Genomic DNA, 14,322 nt, shown 5'->3' on the forward strand with positions numbered 1-14,322 from the left:
TGACCATAAAAGTTAACTTTGAAACCATTAAATGTAGATTAAATATAGACAACGAAAACTTTAATCTGCTCTTTGAGTAAATTATCTGTATTAAGTTCCAATATTATCTATAGATTTTACTGATCAGCATATACAAGTATACTATCAGACAAATTAATGGGCACCATGGTACTTGGCTGTTTTTACAAACACAAGAATTCAACTCGAAAAATAACAAATAAATATATTCTCGCTTTAATAGCGGTTTTTATCTGCTTTAAATACGTTACAATAGCGACTTTTTTAAACTACTTAGGCTAACTATGTCTCAATATTTAGTACTCACAGCAATGGGTGCAGACAGAACAGGAAGTGTTAGTGAGCTTACGAAGCTAGCGAGTAAATGTGGCTGTAATATTATTGACAGTAGAATGGCGATATTTGGCCTAGAGTTTTCTTTGATTATGTTATTAAGTGGCAGTGCGAAAGCGATTAATCAAATTGAAAATAAGTTACCTGGCGTAGCAGTCAAGCTTGAATTAACCACCATGATGAAAAGAACCTCTGGTTATAAAAAAAGAGAGTTCACCCATCATTATCAAGTTGATTATGCCGGTATCGACCAACCTGGTTTATTAAAAGCGGTGACCGCATTTTTTGCCACTCGCAATATTGACTTATCATCGTTAAAATCAGAAATTGACCCCGTCACTAATCAAATGCGCGCGACCATATTAATAGCTTTAACCGAAGACACAAGTATTGCACAGCTAGAAAGCGACTACTTTGAACTCTGCGAACAAGTTGATGTGCAAGGCTGCATTAAAAAAGTGAATTCAAACCTTATATAAACTACATACAAGCAGGATACCCATGAAAACAATAACTGTTGGCGAAACCGCACCACTATTTACTTTACTTGATGAAAATAGCGATAAAGTCGCTTTAGCTGATTATATTGGTAAAAAACAAGTACTGGTCTATTTTTATCCTAAAGCCATGACCCCAGGCTGTACTGTGCAAGCACAGGGGCTAAGAGACAGTAAAAGCGAACTTGAACAATTAAATACAATAGTCTTTGGCATTAGTCCCGACGAACCGAAGAAGTTAATTAAGTTTTGTCAGCGCGATGCATTAAACTTCACGTTATTGTCAGATGTTGATCACAGTGTTGCTGACGCCTTTGGCGTATGGGGATTGAAAAAATTTATGGGTAAAGAATACGACGGCATCCATCGTTTAAGTTTTTTAATTGGCTTAAATGGCAAAATTAGTCACGTATTTAATAAATTCAAGACAAAAAACCACCATGAAGTTGTTTTAGACGTTTTAACCCTAACGACTAAAAATTAACCGTAACGGCTAGCTTATTTGTTTTAGGCTAGCCGCATAAATAGAATGCTATAATGCCTGCTCCTTTAAAATACCTTTCAGCCTATTCTTTAGATATTCAACATAAAGTACAAGCAATGATAACGGCTAAGAAGTTATCTGCGTATTTGTTAGCAAAATACCCAGTTACCCATCAAATATATAACGATAAAGCCCTGCGCAGCTATGTGATGGATATTAAAAATCAGTACTTAAAAAAATCTGAACCATTAAGCCAAATAAAGTACGACGATAAAATTCATGTTATTAATAACGCATTAGGCTTGCACACTTATGTATCAAGGGTTCAAGGCAGTAAGCTGAAAAGTAAAAATGAAATACGCATTGGCGCTTTATTTAAAAAAACGCCTGAAACATTTTTGCAAATGATCGTAGTTCACGAACTTGCCCATTTAAAAGAAAAAGATCATAACAAAAATTTCTATAAACTTTGTCAGCATATGCAAGCAGATTATCACCAAGTAGAGCTAGATTTACGCATTTACTTGACCCAAGTAGAGTTATTTGGCGATATTTACAATTAAGCTTGAAGCCTATTTTAACGCAAGCTACAGTAATGAAAATATCCTTATAATAAATGCTGATGAATATTACTCATGTAAAAAAACGTATCGTTCTTACTGGCGGCCCTGGCGGCGGTAAAACCACCGCGATTGATCTTATTCGCCGTGAATTTTCAGGAAAAATAGCGACCGTCCCCGAAGCAGCAACGATGATTTTCAGTGGCGGCATTGCTCGTTCAAATAATAATCATGTACTAAAAACACAACAAACTGCTATTTTTAATTTGCAAAAACATTTAGAAGATATTCAACGAGCGACTTTTGAGCACAGTATTATTTTATGTGACCGAGGCTCTTTAGACGGCCTAGCTTATTGGCCAGGCAATGATGATGAGTTTTTCCAAGCGATGGATAGCACACTTACTGATGAGTTAGCACGTTACGATGCGGTCATTTTTTTTGAAAGTGCAGCAAAGTCAGGTGAAAGTATCAAAAGTAATAATCCCATTCGTAATGAATCAGAAAAAGCGGCTATCATTCTTGACGATAAGCTACAGACTATTTGGTCACAACATCCTAATTTTAACTTAATTCACAGTGCTGAATCTTTTATCAATAAAGTTATGTTTGGTATCACGACCATTGAAAAAATTATCGAGCAGTATCAAAAAGACTCAGGGTAAAGTTTACCTTAAAGGACCTCTTTAGACGGTACCCTGTTCAGGATAATCACTATTTGATGGCCAAGCATTTAAAACGGCTTTAACTAAGGTTGCCAGGGGAATAGCAAAGAATATTCCCCAGAAACCCCACATGCCGCCAAATAAAATAACAGCAACAATAATCGTTACTGGATGGAGATTTACCGCCTCTGAAAATAATAATGGCACAATAATATTGCCATCAATAGCTTGAATAATACCGTAAGCTATCATTACATAACCGAATTCGCTACCGGTGCCAAATTGAAATAAAGCCACCAACAAGACAGGAAAAGTGACGATGGTAGCGCCTACATACGGCACAAGTACCGACAACCCCACTAAAACACCAAGTAATACCGCATAATTTAGACCCAGGACGATAAAAGCTATGGTCGATGCAGCACCCACAATAAGGATTTCAATCACCTTACCACGAATATAATTCATAATTTGTTGATACATCTCATCGCCTACTTTCGTCGCCATTAAACGTTCTTTGGGAAGAAATGAGGTGAAATTTGAAATTAATACTTTTTTATCTTTTAGAAAGAAGAACACCATTAACGGCACTAAAATTAAGTAAATCATCAAAGCAACAATATCAGAAATAGAATTAAGAGAAGCTTTTAAGGCAACTTGTCCCCATTCAATTAACTTATCATTGACGGCAGAAATTAATGTTTCTATTTGTCCGGCATTAATTAAATCAGGATATAACTCGGGAAGCGTTAACAAATAGGTTTGTCCCTGAGACACCATTTGCGGTACTTCTTGTAATAAATTACTACTTTGTTGCCAAATAACCGGCATTAGCCCAAGAATACCGACTAAAGAAATGCCGATAAACCCCGCTACAACAATACCCACGGCAAATGTTCTTGATAAGCCAAGACGAACTAGACGATGGACAGGTAAATCTAATAAAAAAGCGATCGCAATAGCAACAAAGACCGGCATAAGTAAGTTATTAAATAAAAAGACAAAAAGAAAGGCACACAAAAGAATAACCAATAAAGTTACTGCATTTGGATCAGAAAACTTACGCTTATACCATTGAGAAAATAATGAAACCATTTATATAACTTACCTGTTGGATGAAAGGGGTTGAGGGGCTTTACTAATAAAAAGTTCAAGGGTGTTTTTTTCAAGCCAAGACTCTTTATAGTGGTAACCTTGTTTCGTTAATAGTTTAGGAATATCTTTGATAGAGCCTTGGTCAGATATTCTCAGTAAACAAAAATCAGCATTCGACATTTTTTTTAACAATAATCGCAATTGTACTAATGGCACAGGACATTTTTCTGAACTGGCATCATATTCATAGATCATCACTACATACCACTTAAAAAATCATCAGATAACAACAATTGTCACCAATAACAGTAAACAAACCTTTTGTTTGATTATCTAATTTGCGACAATTGATTACAATGTTATTGTATTATTTATTTTGATTTGATGGCAAATAAGTACTGAGGTGAAATGAAAGAGTTACCGATAACAGCTAGTTTAAAAGAAATTACTGCCCATAAAAAGAAACTTAATTGGGGTGATGTACCTGCTATTTATCATATGGCGGCATCTTCAATTAGTGATATGGACGGGATTTTAACGCATGGTTTTGATAGTGCCTATAAACAATTATTTGATAAAAGTAATTGGAACTATGCCTTTTTAGAGGCGACTGCTGATAACGATAGCAGTGTAAAGGTTAGCCAAAAGCCAAAAATAGCGTTACGTCATTGCTATGATGAACAAAATTATGAACTTCACTGTTATCCGATAGTCAAAGGTGAACGACTCTATACACCATTATCACAAAGTGCCTTATGTCCATTTGTGCAATGGTCACCCGAAAACATGCAAATGCTATTTAGGATCAATAGTTTAATTTCCTTTATCGTTTTTACTTTTAAAAGTGGTGATCCTGCAGATTTAGCGTTAATAAAGTACTCACATAAACGTGTGCAAGAGCTAATAGCTCAACTGAGTCAATCATTTGAAATAGTCGATGTAGTGGGTTATTCCATTGCAGATTTTTGTAAAGAGTTATATCGAGGAAAACCAAACTTCACGATAGCTGATTTACTTGATACACCGGATCTAAACACGGAATAATTAATTTGCCTTATAAACGTAAGCTTAAAATAAAATCATTATTATTTACCTGCGCATTAACAACATTAGTTGCTAGCCCGTACGGCTTTTCCCAAGAAAATAATAAAAACAAACTTCCTGAAATTGGCACGGCTGGATTTAGCGTTCTATCTGTTGATAAAGAACGCCAGATAGGTAACGCGATGATGCGTCATATTCGCGCTTCTCAGCCGTTGGTCAATGACCCTGTTTTAATTGAATATATTAACGATTTAGGCAACCGTTTAGTCAAGAATGCCCAAGATGTTAATTACAGCTTCGAATTTTTTATCATTAGAAATAAAGAAATCAATGCCTTTGCCTTTTTTGGGGGGCATGTTGGCATTCATAGTGGCTTAATTACCCTCGCTGATACCGAGAGCGAATTAGCCTCGGTAATCGGTCATGAAATATCTCATGTAACCCAACGTCACTTAGCCCGTAGGCTTGAGGCTCAAAGTAGAAATCAACCGCTAACCACTGCAGCGATGATTTCAGGGGTATTACTGGCATTAGTTAATCCATCTATTGGTATGGCTGCATTAACCACAACAATGGCGGCGTCAAAGCAATCAAGTATTAATTTTACCCGTGGCAATGAGCAAGAAGCCGACCGTGTTGGCATTACCCTACTCGCACAAAGCGGTTTTGATCCGCAAGGTGCCCCCGATTTTTTTGGAAAAATGGCAGTAAAATATCGTTATACTTCAAAGCCACCAGCAATGCTATTAACTCATCCGGTGCCTGAATCTCGCATTGCCGAAGCCCGTGTACGTGCTCATGGTTTAGAAAGTCGTCCTTCAGCTCCTAGTTTAAACTTTGCGCTCGCAAAAGCGCGTATTCAAGCACGTTACGAATCAACGGCCTTAGAAAACATTGCAACTTTTGAAGATAGTATAAAAAAACAAAACTACACTTACAGAGCCGCGGCCGACTATGGCTTAGCCTTATCATTATTTGAAAATAAAGAGTATCAAGCGGCTAAAAAAATACTTGAAAGATTACTCAGCGAAGACAAAAACAATCTATTCTATGCAGATGCACTAACCGATGTTTATATTAAAACAAAAGAAGTAAATAAAGCGCTTACTATGCTCAGTGCCCTTAATTTATTGATGCCAAATAACCAAGTTGTTACCTTAAACTTTGCCAACGCTCTCGTTGAAAACAGTCAATATTCAGAAGCTGAAGTACTTTTACAAGACTACCTGTTAGTTAAACCAGGTAATTTTATCGCTTATGATATATTAACGACGGTCTATGAAAAACAAGATAAAAAAGCACTGATGCATGCGACAAAAGGCGAGATATTTGCACTTTTAGGGGCATACTCTCGTGCGGTCGACGAATTACAAACGGGCTACAATTTTACAGATAATCAACCGTTAGTCGAAAAACGTATCAAAGCACGAATATTGCAATTTCAAGATCAAGAACAAAAACTTAAAAGACTATAGTCCATATTACAGAAACGTTTAGAATAGGTACTATAACGGCCTATTCTATCGATTAACCCTTAAAATCATTTAATTTTAGCACCCATTGAGATCTAGCCATGTTAACGATTTATCACAACCCTCGCTGTTCTAAAAGCCGCCAAACCTTGGCGTTGATTGAAGAAAACAACCAAGAGGTTTGCATTGTAGAATATTTAAAAAAACCACTGGATGAAAGCACTATCCAGTCACTTTTATCACGTTTAAATGTTTCCCCTATTCAAATGATGCGCACTAAAGAAAGTGAATTTAAAGAACAAGCATTAGCGCAAGCAACCGACAAACAACTCATTGAAGCTATGGTGAACACCCCAAAACTTATTGAGCGACCAATTGTTACTACGCAAACGAAAGCCATCATTGGTCGACCTCCTGAAAACGTTCTAACACTCTTTTAATTTCAATATAAAATTTAATTCAACAAGTTAGTGAAACAATTTGCTAACCAACAGGATAGCTTTCATGACTAAGACACAAAGATTTTCAACACCAACATTTAAAAAGATAACCTTAATTGGCTATTTTTCTTTATTATTTTTTATGCCGCTTTGGCTACTCTATTTAAACCCTTCACAAGGTTTGTCGCCGATATTAAGTTTATGCTTATTCACTGTGCCACTGTTATTTCCTCTAAAGGGTTTGCTGGCAGGTAATCCTTATACCTATGCTTGGTCGAGCTTTGTCGTTATGATTTATTTCCTACACAGTTTAACCACGCTGTGGGTCTCTCCAGCAGATATAGTTTGGGCATCATTAGAGCTTATATTTGCCACGATGATGTTTATTGGTGGTAGTTATTACGCGAAATACAGGGGTCAAGAGCTAGGCTTGAGTATAAGAAAAGCTAAAGATAAAGCGTAACGCTTTAATAAAAGTTTTATAACCTAACCACCATTATAGTTAAGGGCTGAAAATGAAAAATATTCTGCGTATATTACTGCTAATACCTATTTTATTTGCTTGTAGAAATAATGGTGAGGTCACTAAAATCTTCACCGTCGACGATGAAGTGAAAATTGCTCAGGCGGTCGAATTAGTTTTACTCGCCCCCTCTAATAAGGTGACTAACATTGTTTGGACGCAGACGGCTGGCGAACCCGTGGTGTTTTTAGCCTACACCAGCAAGGTAATCGCTTTCACACCTAACACCGCAGGCACATATAGTTTTAATGTTTCATTTACACAAGAAGATGGTAGCAGAGAGTCCCTTAGCCACTCGATTAGTGTAACCAATGAACAAGGAGAGATATCTGCGCGTCTGGGTCATGCTGCGCTAGAAGGTAGTAAAGTTTCATTGCGTGCTTCGTTAACAAGTAAGCTGTTAAGCGATAGTTTAGTTTGGCAACAAACTGCCGGTCCAGAGGTCAATTTTACGGCTGAAAATACCCAGGGTGATTATGCAGTATTCTTTAATGCGCCGGAAGTTACGAGGGATACTGTAGTAGAATTCACCGTATCCTCAGGAAGCTATTCTGATAAAGTAGCGGTACTTGTTGAAAATGCTGAACCTGTCTCGACATCAGATAATACTGCTTATACTGAGCGTTTGGCTCGGGTATTCCCCTTTGTTGCAAGCTCGTCTTATGCCGATGTACTCGTCGATTGTGTTTATAGTAATAAAATTAACTTTGCGCGAACATGTGCATTTAATACCTTACCATTAATTGCACATGATACGACCACACCAACGGTTGATGACATAATGGACCGAGTGATCGTTTCTCATTATTGGATGGGAGAAAGGTTTCGAGAATTTCTTGAAAATTACGACCCCTACAATGATTTCAAAAATTTACTAAGAGCAAATACTGCCATTGTCATTTCTTATGACATCAGACCCTCATATTACTGGGTGGTTAGTGGCGCTATTCACTTGGATGCTAATTATTTTTGGTTGACCCCTGATGAGCGAGATACCATAAATCAAGCACCTGACTATAGAGCGTCCTTTGGTGGTGATCTTAATTTTGCCATGCCTTGGCGTTATGTAAAAAATAATAATTACACCACTACTTTTATATCTGAAAATGACAGGGTTACTCGACAACCTAGCGATGTTTTATACAGTTTAACGTCTTTGATGTACCACGAACTTGCCCATGCCAACGATATTTTCCCGAGCACTAGTTGGTCAGCTTTAAACCGAGACCAAACAATATTATCAGCCGCACAACAAATAGCAGATAATAGTGGCTTTAAATCTGATCAACTAAACAACACCCTTCCCTTACTGGGTGAGGAAATGTACGCCTTAGCTCAGGTACGTTTTCAGGGGGTTGACGCATCAAATACACAAAACGCTTATCAACCCAACGATATTAAAACGTTTTTTAGTGGCGAAGCTGCGCCTCAGTTTTATAATTACTCAAGTATTCGCGAAGATTACGCTATGCTTTTTGATGGTTTTATGATGAAAACTCGCTTTGATATTAGTCGAGATGTCGCTATAACTAACGCTCCTAAAATTGCGAATGAAAATTATATCGTTAATTGGGGACAGCGCGGCCGTATTGGCGATGAAAAGATTAAACCTCGGGTATTATATGCCGTAAGTCATATATTGCCGGAAGTAAGTGATATTGAAAACTTAGTGAATAATTTACCAAGTCCAATCATGATGAACGCAGGAGAAAGTTGGGCTAACAATTTAAATATAAGCCCAATTAATAAAGAACAATCAGGGTTGCAAAACGTTTCTGCTCAACCCAAAGATAGACGCTTTGTTCAGTATGAATTTTATGAAAAGCCCAGCCCTTTAAAATAAAATAGCTTTAATAAATGGGATGGTGATTTTGCGTTGTTCTCTTATTGATGCTTCGTCAAGCTCGGCTAAAGCTAAGATCAAGTGACTCATTTCACGTGATAAGTGACTCAGTAAATATTTAGCCACTTCATCACTTAATAATAAACCTCGTTGTTGCGCTCTAAATTTTAACGCAATTAACTTTTCTTCATCATCTAGGGGTTTGATTTGCTCTGTCATTCCCCAAGATAATCGAGAAACTAAATCGGCTAGGCCAAGTTTCAGTTGTGAAACACTTTGATCTCCAGTAATAATCAAGCGTTTATTATGCTCAATAACACGGTTAAATAAATCAAAGACCGCTTGTTGCCAAAGCTTGTCTCCAGCAATTAATTGCACATCATCTAAGCAAATCAAATCAATATTTTCTAAACCATCAAGTACTTCAACCGACAATTGTTTTAATTCAGAAAAAGATAAACAAACGGATGATAGACCTAATTTCTCAGCAAAAGTACAACTGGCATGAAGCAAATGTGATTTACCAACACCTGACAAGCCGAATAAGTAAAAACTATTGACGTGCGCAGACTCTACCAAATGTTGACTGGCTTTAATAAACGACTTTAACTGCTCAGTTGCCGAATAATTAGCAATACTTTGGAAACTTGAAAACGTTTCATCATCGGGTAATTGAACTGACAAGGTTAATTGAGAAGTGACTTTCACTAGGGTTTCCAATAAAAAACAGGGACAGCACCGACCACTTTTTCGGCAAGTGGGTCAACAAAAAGGTCTAATTGCTTATTCAGCTTTAATGAAGCGAGAAAGGCTTGTCCTGAACTCTTTAAAACCAATTCAAAACGGCGATTCTCCCCCGAAGCGCTGAGTAATTTCACCGATTTAACTGATGATAATTGTTCAAGAAATCGCTCTAATTCAATAAAGCTTTTTAGTGATGATATATTGGCAACATCAATAATATAATTATTATCAATATCACTATTTAAAGCATATTTTTGATAAATTATATCACTAATAAGAGAAAGCGCAGTTTTTAATAACTGGTCAGGAGCGTCACCGTAGCTGATTTCACCAAAGATTTGTCCGGTGATTGTATCACGATTGTAGCCTTGGGCATCGGCGATAAAACTCCAGTCTAGTGCGTATTGTTGGCGTTCTTTTTGGCATAAAAAGCAATCATCAACCTGTTCATCACTTTCTTGTTGAGGTAATAAACTACTGTTTGATAAACGAATTATTATAATAGATTCTGGGTTGTAGCGCAGTGATGCCATTTGTACTTGTTTGGCAAAGCGTCCCCAAACATCAAAAGTAGAGATGGTATTTACATCGGTTAAGTCCATTAACGGCATTAAAATAGGTAAGCCCCTTAACGCTGAAAATTGTTCGACACTATTAGGTAAATTGTAACTCTCTTGTGGTGTTGCATTATTGGAAAAAGACGAGTGGCTTGCATTAGAAATAGTCGTGCGGCGTAAACCATTCTCTTCAACGAGCCACAATAAAATTTGTGGTCGTAAACTTCCCCAAATAGGGGCGTTGGCATCTTCAAACAACTGATTAATTTTGCTTTCGTCAAAAGTAACTAAAAGTTCAGTCTGCTCTGCATTACGTTGATAACGGTATTTTACAACATAGCCACTGACATTTCTAAGGCCACTTTTGATGGTCGAGTTGGACAACAGCGCTTGTTGTCCCCCCACTTTTAACACGACCGCGCTCATTGCTTGTTGCAAGGCGAGTTTTCGCTCTGAGTCGGTTTGTGAGTTAACGATAACCTTTGCGTTGTATAAGTTTTTAACTTCAACAGCCAAAGCGGTTATTGAAGCAAAGAAATGACTTAAAACAACAACTAATACAATAAGATATCTAAGCATATTTTTTAAGTTGATTATTTTTATGTATAAGATCTTATCATAGTGTTAATCATTTTAAACACTAATAAAAAATAATTTATTATAAAGATTTTCACCACGCCGTTGCGCTGGTAGAATGCGCCATTAAAGTTCTTATGCTAATTAATTGAGGTTTCCCCCGTGAGCGAACAAAAACAGTCTCTAAGCTATAAAGATGCTGGCGTTGATATAGATGCAGGTAACGCCCTAGTAGAAAACATTAAAGGTGCAGTAAAACGTACAACTCGTCCTGAAGTGATGAGTGGCTTAGGTGGTTTTGGCTCAGTATGCCAATTACCAACCGGTTATAAAGAACCTGTAATGGTTGCGGGAACAGATGGCGTAGGTACAAAACTACGCTTAGCAATTGATTTAAACAAGCACGATACCGTGGGTATTGATTTAGTAGCTATGTGTGTCAATGATTTAATCGTTCAGGGCGCTGAACCTTTGTTCTTTTTGGATTATTACGCGACAGACAAACTTGATGTAGATGTTGCTTCGGCAGTTGTTGCTGGTATTGCTGATGGTTGTGTATTGTCAAACTGTGCTTTAGTTGGCGGTGAAACCGCTGAAATGCCAGGTATGTATCATAAGGGTGATTACGACATCGCTGGTTTTTGTGTCGGTATCGCTGAAAAATCACGTTTGATTGACGGTACAAAAGTAGCATCAGGCGACCAATTAATTGCTTTAGCTTCTTCTGGCGCGCATTCAAACGGCTTTTCATTAATTCGTAAAGTATTAGAAGTTAATAAGACTGATACCAACGAATTATTAAATGGTAAGTCAATCGGTGATCATTTAATTGAGCCAACTAAAATTTATGTTAAATCTGTTTTAGAATTACATAAGCAAGTTGACATCCATGCCTTATCACATATCACAGGTGGTGGTTTTTGGGAAAATATTCCTCGTGTATTACCCGAAAGTGCTCAAGCCATTATTGACGGTAACAGCTGGGAGTGGCCAGCGATCTTTAACTGGTTGCAAGATAATGGCAACATTACTACCCACGAAATGTACCGTACCTTCAACTGTGGTGTTGGGATGATCATTGTTGTACCTGCTGCTGACCTAGCAAAAAGTATTGAAATTTTATCGGCTCACGGTGAGAATGCATGGCACATTGGTGAAATCGCTGATATGCAAGCAGGCGCTGAACAAGTTGTGATTAATAAAGGTTAATTCTATGCCATCAAGTAACATGCAAGACAATAATTTAACCAGCAATATTGTTGTGCTAATCTCTGGTGGCGGCACTAATTTACAGGCGATAATAGACGCCTGTAAAGCTGCAGATTATCCAGGAAAAGTGGTTGGGGTTATTTCAAATAAAGCCGATGTATTTGGCTTAACTCGCGCTAAAAACGCTGGCATAGCCCATTGCGTTCTTTCTCATAAAGACTTTAGCAGTAGAGAAATTTACGACCAAGCGCTGATCAAGAAAATTGATTTATACCAAGCTGATGTTGTTGTTCTGGCTGGTTTTATGAGAATATTAACACCTGAGTTTGTGCAACACTACCAAGGTAAGTTAATCAATATTCATCCCTCTTTATTACCTAAGTATCAAGGTCTCCATACCCATCAACGGGCGATTGATGCCGGTGACACTGACCATGGTGTTAGTGTACATTATGTTACAGAAGAACTTGATGGTGGCCCAGTGATATTACAAGCGAAAGTACCTATTTTTGCCGGTGATACCGCTGAAGAACTTGCGCTTAGAGTTCACGAACAGGAACATAGAATTTACCCCTTAGTGGTAAAATGGTGTTGTAATCAGCGCATTTCTATGCACAATGATACAGTACTTTTTGAAGGTAAAGCGCTCCCTGCTTCTGGCTATGCGAGTGAATAAATAAAATATTAAATGATAGGTAATTAAATGCTGAATAAATTATGTTGTATTGCTCTAGTATTAGCCTCACAGAGTAGTTTAGTTTTCGCCAATGAAGCAAAGACCGCTCAAGCAGAGCAACATGTTATTCAGCCTTTTACTGCTAAATATAATTTGATACGTTCTGCTGATATTTTAGGTAGTGCGACAAGAACGTTAGAATACTTAACACCTGAACAAGCTAAATATAGTTATAAAACAGATATTGAATGGTTAATATTTTCAGATAACCGTCAAGAAGTATCGCTCGTAAAACTCGATCACCATAAGGTGACACCTCAGCAATATAATTTTCAACGAGACGGCACCGGACCTGATAAAGAATATGCTTGGCAGTTCAATATTGAGAATAATATTGCGAAAAACCTCAAAGACAATTCAGAGCTTAATATTGATTTTCCTGTCAATATTCAAGACTCACTCAGCTATCACTTGCAGAATCGTTTAAATTTAATTAAAAATCCAGAGCAAAAACTTTTTGTGTATCCGGTGATGAATCATTCGGGTAAAATTAAAAATTATGTTTACCAGTATGATGGTCAAGATGAATTAATGCTGCCTTTTGGTATGATAAAAGCGGTTAGATTAAAAAGAGAAGTCATTGAAAAGAAAAAAATCACCTACGCTTGGTTCGCCCCAGAGTTAAATTACTTGCTGGTTAAAATACAACAAATAAAATCTGACGTTGAACAGTTTGATGCACAATTGACTTCACTTGAAGAACATTAATGTTCAATCTTCAACACTTCTTGCCCTGAAGCAATAGACTCACCCAGACAAAATAAGTGCCACTGCCCTTTGGTCATTTTGTGCCAAGTTTCATTATCCGTTAATGGCTGAGTGGCAATAACCGTAACTACATCATTTTCTGTGGTTTCTTCGGTGAAATTAATAACTACCTCAGCATCAATCAAACTGGCTTTACCAAATGGCGCCCTGCGTGTTATCCAGTGTAGGTTATTTGCACAATAAGCAAATAAATACTGGCCATTGGTGATATTGACATTAAAAACACCCAACGCATTTATTTTGACACTCAACTCGGCGATAAATTTAAACAGCACCGTTGCTGCTGGTTCTTTATCCGCATACTTAAAATGAAGTTGGTCTAAGATCCAACAGAATGCGTGTTCGCTGTCGGTAGCCCCAACAGGAATGTGTAATTTAACAGGCAGTTCAACCTGGACATTCTTCAATTGTCCATTATGTGCATAAGTCCAATTTCTTCCCCACATTTGACGGGTAAAAGGATGAGTATTCTCCAAAGAAATACCGCCAGAGTTTGCTTGTCGAATATGACAAATAACCGCTTCACTTTTTATCGGATAATTGGTGACTAACTCGGCAATCGGTGATTGTGAACTTGGTAAAGGGTCTTTAAAACTTCGACAGCCTTTACCCTCATAAAAAGTAATGCCCCAACCATCCTTATGCGGCCCAGTATTTCCACCACGCTGCATTAAACCACTAAAGCTAAAGCAAATGTCAGTGGGGACGTTCGCACTCATTGCCAGTAATTCACACATAAATTAATTTCCGAATAGATA

Annotated in this window: 17 protein-coding genes; 12 read left to right on the forward strand and 5 right to left on the reverse strand. The window is 37.5% G+C overall.

Annotated elements, in window-relative coordinates; all coding sequences use genetic code 11:
- The first annotated feature begins 302 nt into the window (after nucleotides 1-302).
- From A3Q34_RS02330 to A3Q34_RS02345, 4 genes are read left to right on the forward strand one after another with little or no spacing between them, the layout of a single operon-like run.
- Nucleotides 303-830, forward strand: a complete 528-nt coding sequence (locus A3Q34_RS02330; protein WP_070373882.1) for a glycine cleavage system protein R — start codon at nucleotides 303-305, stop codon at nucleotides 828-830.
- A gap of 22 nt (nucleotides 831-852) precedes the next feature.
- The gene (gene bcp / locus A3Q34_RS02335) at nucleotides 853-1,332 is read left to right on the forward strand and encodes a thioredoxin-dependent thiol peroxidase (protein ID WP_070373883.1); all 480 of its coding nucleotides are present in this window, start codon (nucleotides 853-855) and stop codon (nucleotides 1,330-1,332) included.
- Between the two features lie 53 nt (nucleotides 1,333-1,385).
- A complete protein-coding gene (locus A3Q34_RS02340) occupies nucleotides 1,386-1,895 on the forward strand; it encodes a YgjP-like metallopeptidase domain-containing protein (RefSeq protein ID WP_070373884.1) in 510 nt (169 codons plus the stop codon).
- A 59-nt stretch (nucleotides 1,896-1,954) separates the two neighbouring features.
- A complete protein-coding gene (locus A3Q34_RS02345) occupies nucleotides 1,955-2,557 on the forward strand; it encodes an AAA family ATPase (RefSeq protein ID WP_070376976.1) in 603 nt (200 codons plus the stop codon).
- Nucleotides 2,558-2,578: 21 nt separating this feature from the next.
- Here A3Q34_RS02345 and A3Q34_RS02350 read toward each other — a convergent pair whose 3' ends face one another.
- Nucleotides 2,579-3,652 (reverse strand): AI-2E family transporter, encoded by a 1,074-nt coding sequence (locus A3Q34_RS02350; protein WP_070373885.1) that lies wholly within the window; start codon nucleotides 3,650-3,652, stop codon nucleotides 2,579-2,581.
- Between the two features lie 9 nt (nucleotides 3,653-3,661).
- Nucleotides 3,662-3,907 (reverse strand): sulfurtransferase TusA family protein, encoded by a 246-nt coding sequence (locus tag A3Q34_RS02355; RefSeq protein WP_070373886.1) that lies wholly within the window; start codon nucleotides 3,905-3,907, stop codon nucleotides 3,662-3,664.
- Between the two features lie 153 nt (nucleotides 3,908-4,060).
- Between A3Q34_RS02355 and A3Q34_RS02360 the strand changes: the two genes are divergently transcribed.
- The 5 genes from A3Q34_RS02360 (at nucleotide 4,061) to A3Q34_RS02380 (ending at nucleotide 8,974) form a co-directional block, all read left to right on the forward strand.
- Nucleotides 4,061-4,696, forward strand: a complete 636-nt coding sequence (locus A3Q34_RS02360) for a hypothetical protein (RefSeq protein ID WP_070373887.1) — start codon at nucleotides 4,061-4,063, stop codon at nucleotides 4,694-4,696.
- Nucleotides 4,697-4,701: 5 nt separating this feature from the next.
- Nucleotides 4,702-6,171, forward strand: a complete 1,470-nt coding sequence (locus tag A3Q34_RS02365) for a beta-barrel assembly-enhancing protease (RefSeq protein WP_070373888.1) — start codon at nucleotides 4,702-4,704, stop codon at nucleotides 6,169-6,171.
- A gap of 98 nt (nucleotides 6,172-6,269) precedes the next feature.
- Entirely contained in the window at nucleotides 6,270-6,608 is a 339-nt protein-coding gene (gene arsC, locus A3Q34_RS02370) for an arsenate reductase (glutaredoxin) (RefSeq protein ID WP_070373889.1), read from the forward strand.
- A gap of 64 nt (nucleotides 6,609-6,672) precedes the next feature.
- Nucleotides 6,673-7,071 carry a DUF2069 domain-containing protein gene (locus A3Q34_RS02375; RefSeq protein WP_070373890.1) on the forward strand — a complete coding sequence of 133 codons (399 nt, stop codon included), beginning with the start codon at nucleotides 6,673-6,675 and terminating at the stop codon, nucleotides 7,069-7,071.
- A gap of 52 nt (nucleotides 7,072-7,123) precedes the next feature.
- The gene (locus A3Q34_RS02380; RefSeq protein ID WP_070373891.1) at nucleotides 7,124-8,974 is read left to right on the forward strand and encodes a hypothetical protein; all 1,851 of its coding nucleotides are present in this window, start codon (nucleotides 7,124-7,126) and stop codon (nucleotides 8,972-8,974) included.
- Here A3Q34_RS02380 and hda read toward each other — a convergent pair.
- Both hda and A3Q34_RS02390 read right to left on the reverse strand, forming a co-directional pair.
- The gene (gene hda / locus A3Q34_RS02385) at nucleotides 8,966-9,682 is read right to left on the reverse strand and encodes a DnaA regulatory inactivator Hda (RefSeq protein WP_083277869.1); all 717 of its coding nucleotides are present in this window, start codon (nucleotides 9,680-9,682) and stop codon (nucleotides 8,966-8,968) included. The two genes, A3Q34_RS02380 and hda, sit on opposite strands and share 9 nt — an antisense overlap.
- Complete coding sequence (locus A3Q34_RS02390) at nucleotides 9,682-10,854, reverse strand: DUF2066 domain-containing protein (protein WP_070373893.1); 1,173 nt, start codon at nucleotides 10,852-10,854, stop codon at nucleotides 9,682-9,684. Before A3Q34_RS02390 ends, hda begins: the two co-directional genes overlap by 1 nt.
- Before the next feature lie 159 nt (nucleotides 10,855-11,013).
- Between A3Q34_RS02390 and purM the strand changes: the two genes are divergently transcribed.
- From purM to A3Q34_RS02405, 3 genes are read left to right on the forward strand one after another with little or no spacing between them, the layout of a single operon-like run.
- Nucleotides 11,014-12,060, forward strand: a complete 1,047-nt coding sequence (purM, locus tag A3Q34_RS02395) for a phosphoribosylformylglycinamidine cyclo-ligase (protein WP_070373894.1) — start codon at nucleotides 11,014-11,016, stop codon at nucleotides 12,058-12,060.
- Nucleotides 12,061-12,064: 4 nt separating this feature from the next.
- A complete protein-coding gene (gene purN / locus A3Q34_RS02400) occupies nucleotides 12,065-12,736 on the forward strand; it encodes a phosphoribosylglycinamide formyltransferase (RefSeq protein ID WP_231907417.1) in 672 nt (223 codons plus the stop codon).
- 27 nt (nucleotides 12,737-12,763) lie between these two features.
- Nucleotides 12,764-13,504 carry a DUF3108 domain-containing protein gene (locus tag A3Q34_RS02405; RefSeq protein ID WP_070373895.1) on the forward strand — a complete coding sequence of 247 codons (741 nt, stop codon included), beginning with the start codon at nucleotides 12,764-12,766 and terminating at the stop codon, nucleotides 13,502-13,504.
- Here the strand turns inward: A3Q34_RS02405 and A3Q34_RS02410 are convergent.
- Nucleotides 13,501-14,301, reverse strand: a complete 801-nt coding sequence (locus A3Q34_RS02410; RefSeq protein WP_070373896.1) for a class II glutamine amidotransferase — start codon at nucleotides 14,299-14,301, stop codon at nucleotides 13,501-13,503. The two genes, A3Q34_RS02405 and A3Q34_RS02410, sit on opposite strands and share 4 nt — an antisense overlap.
- Between the last annotated feature and the right edge of the window lie 21 nt (nucleotides 14,302-14,322).

This window comes from Colwellia sp. PAMC 20917 (assembly GCF_001767295.1).
Lineage (GTDB): Bacteria > Pseudomonadota > Gammaproteobacteria > Enterobacterales > Alteromonadaceae > Colwellia_A.

What these genes read in the sequence shown, in the direction of transcription:
- A3Q34_RS02330 (WP_070373882.1), top strand. Translation starts at nt 303, where the DNA reads ATGTCTCAATATTTAGTACTCACAGCAATGGGTGCAGACAGAACAGGA.
- bcp (WP_070373883.1), top strand. Translation starts at nt 853, where the DNA reads ATGAAAACAATAACTGTTGGCGAAACCGCACCACTATTTACTTTACTT.
- A3Q34_RS02340 (WP_070373884.1), top strand. Translation starts at nt 1,386, where the DNA reads ATGCCTGCTCCTTTAAAATACCTTTCAGCCTATTCTTTAGATATTCAA.
- A3Q34_RS02345 (WP_070376976.1), top strand. Translation starts at nt 1,955, where the DNA reads ATGAATATTACTCATGTAAAAAAACGTATCGTTCTTACTGGCGGCCCT.
- A3Q34_RS02350 (WP_070373885.1), bottom strand. Translation starts at nt 3,652, where the DNA reads ATGGTTTCATTATTTTCTCAATGGTATAAGCGTAAGTTTTCTGATCCA.
- A3Q34_RS02355 (WP_070373886.1), bottom strand. Translation starts at nt 3,907, where the DNA reads ATGATCTATGAATATGATGCCAGTTCAGAAAAATGTCCTGTGCCATTA.
- A3Q34_RS02360 (WP_070373887.1), top strand. Translation starts at nt 4,061, where the DNA reads ATGAAAGAGTTACCGATAACAGCTAGTTTAAAAGAAATTACTGCCCAT.
- arsC (WP_070373889.1), top strand. Translation starts at nt 6,270, where the DNA reads ATGTTAACGATTTATCACAACCCTCGCTGTTCTAAAAGCCGCCAAACC.
- A3Q34_RS02375 (WP_070373890.1), top strand. Translation starts at nt 6,673, where the DNA reads ATGACTAAGACACAAAGATTTTCAACACCAACATTTAAAAAGATAACC.
- A3Q34_RS02380 (WP_070373891.1), top strand. Translation starts at nt 7,124, where the DNA reads ATGAAAAATATTCTGCGTATATTACTGCTAATACCTATTTTATTTGCT.
- A3Q34_RS02390 (WP_070373893.1), bottom strand. Translation starts at nt 10,854, where the DNA reads ATGCTTAGATATCTTATTGTATTAGTTGTTGTTTTAAGTCATTTCTTT.
- purN (WP_231907417.1), top strand. Translation starts at nt 12,065, where the DNA reads ATGCCATCAAGTAACATGCAAGACAATAATTTAACCAGCAATATTGTT.
- A3Q34_RS02405 (WP_070373895.1), top strand. Translation starts at nt 12,764, where the DNA reads ATGCTGAATAAATTATGTTGTATTGCTCTAGTATTAGCCTCACAGAGT.
- A3Q34_RS02410 (WP_070373896.1), bottom strand. Translation starts at nt 14,301, where the DNA reads ATGTGTGAATTACTGGCAATGAGTGCGAACGTCCCCACTGACATTTGC.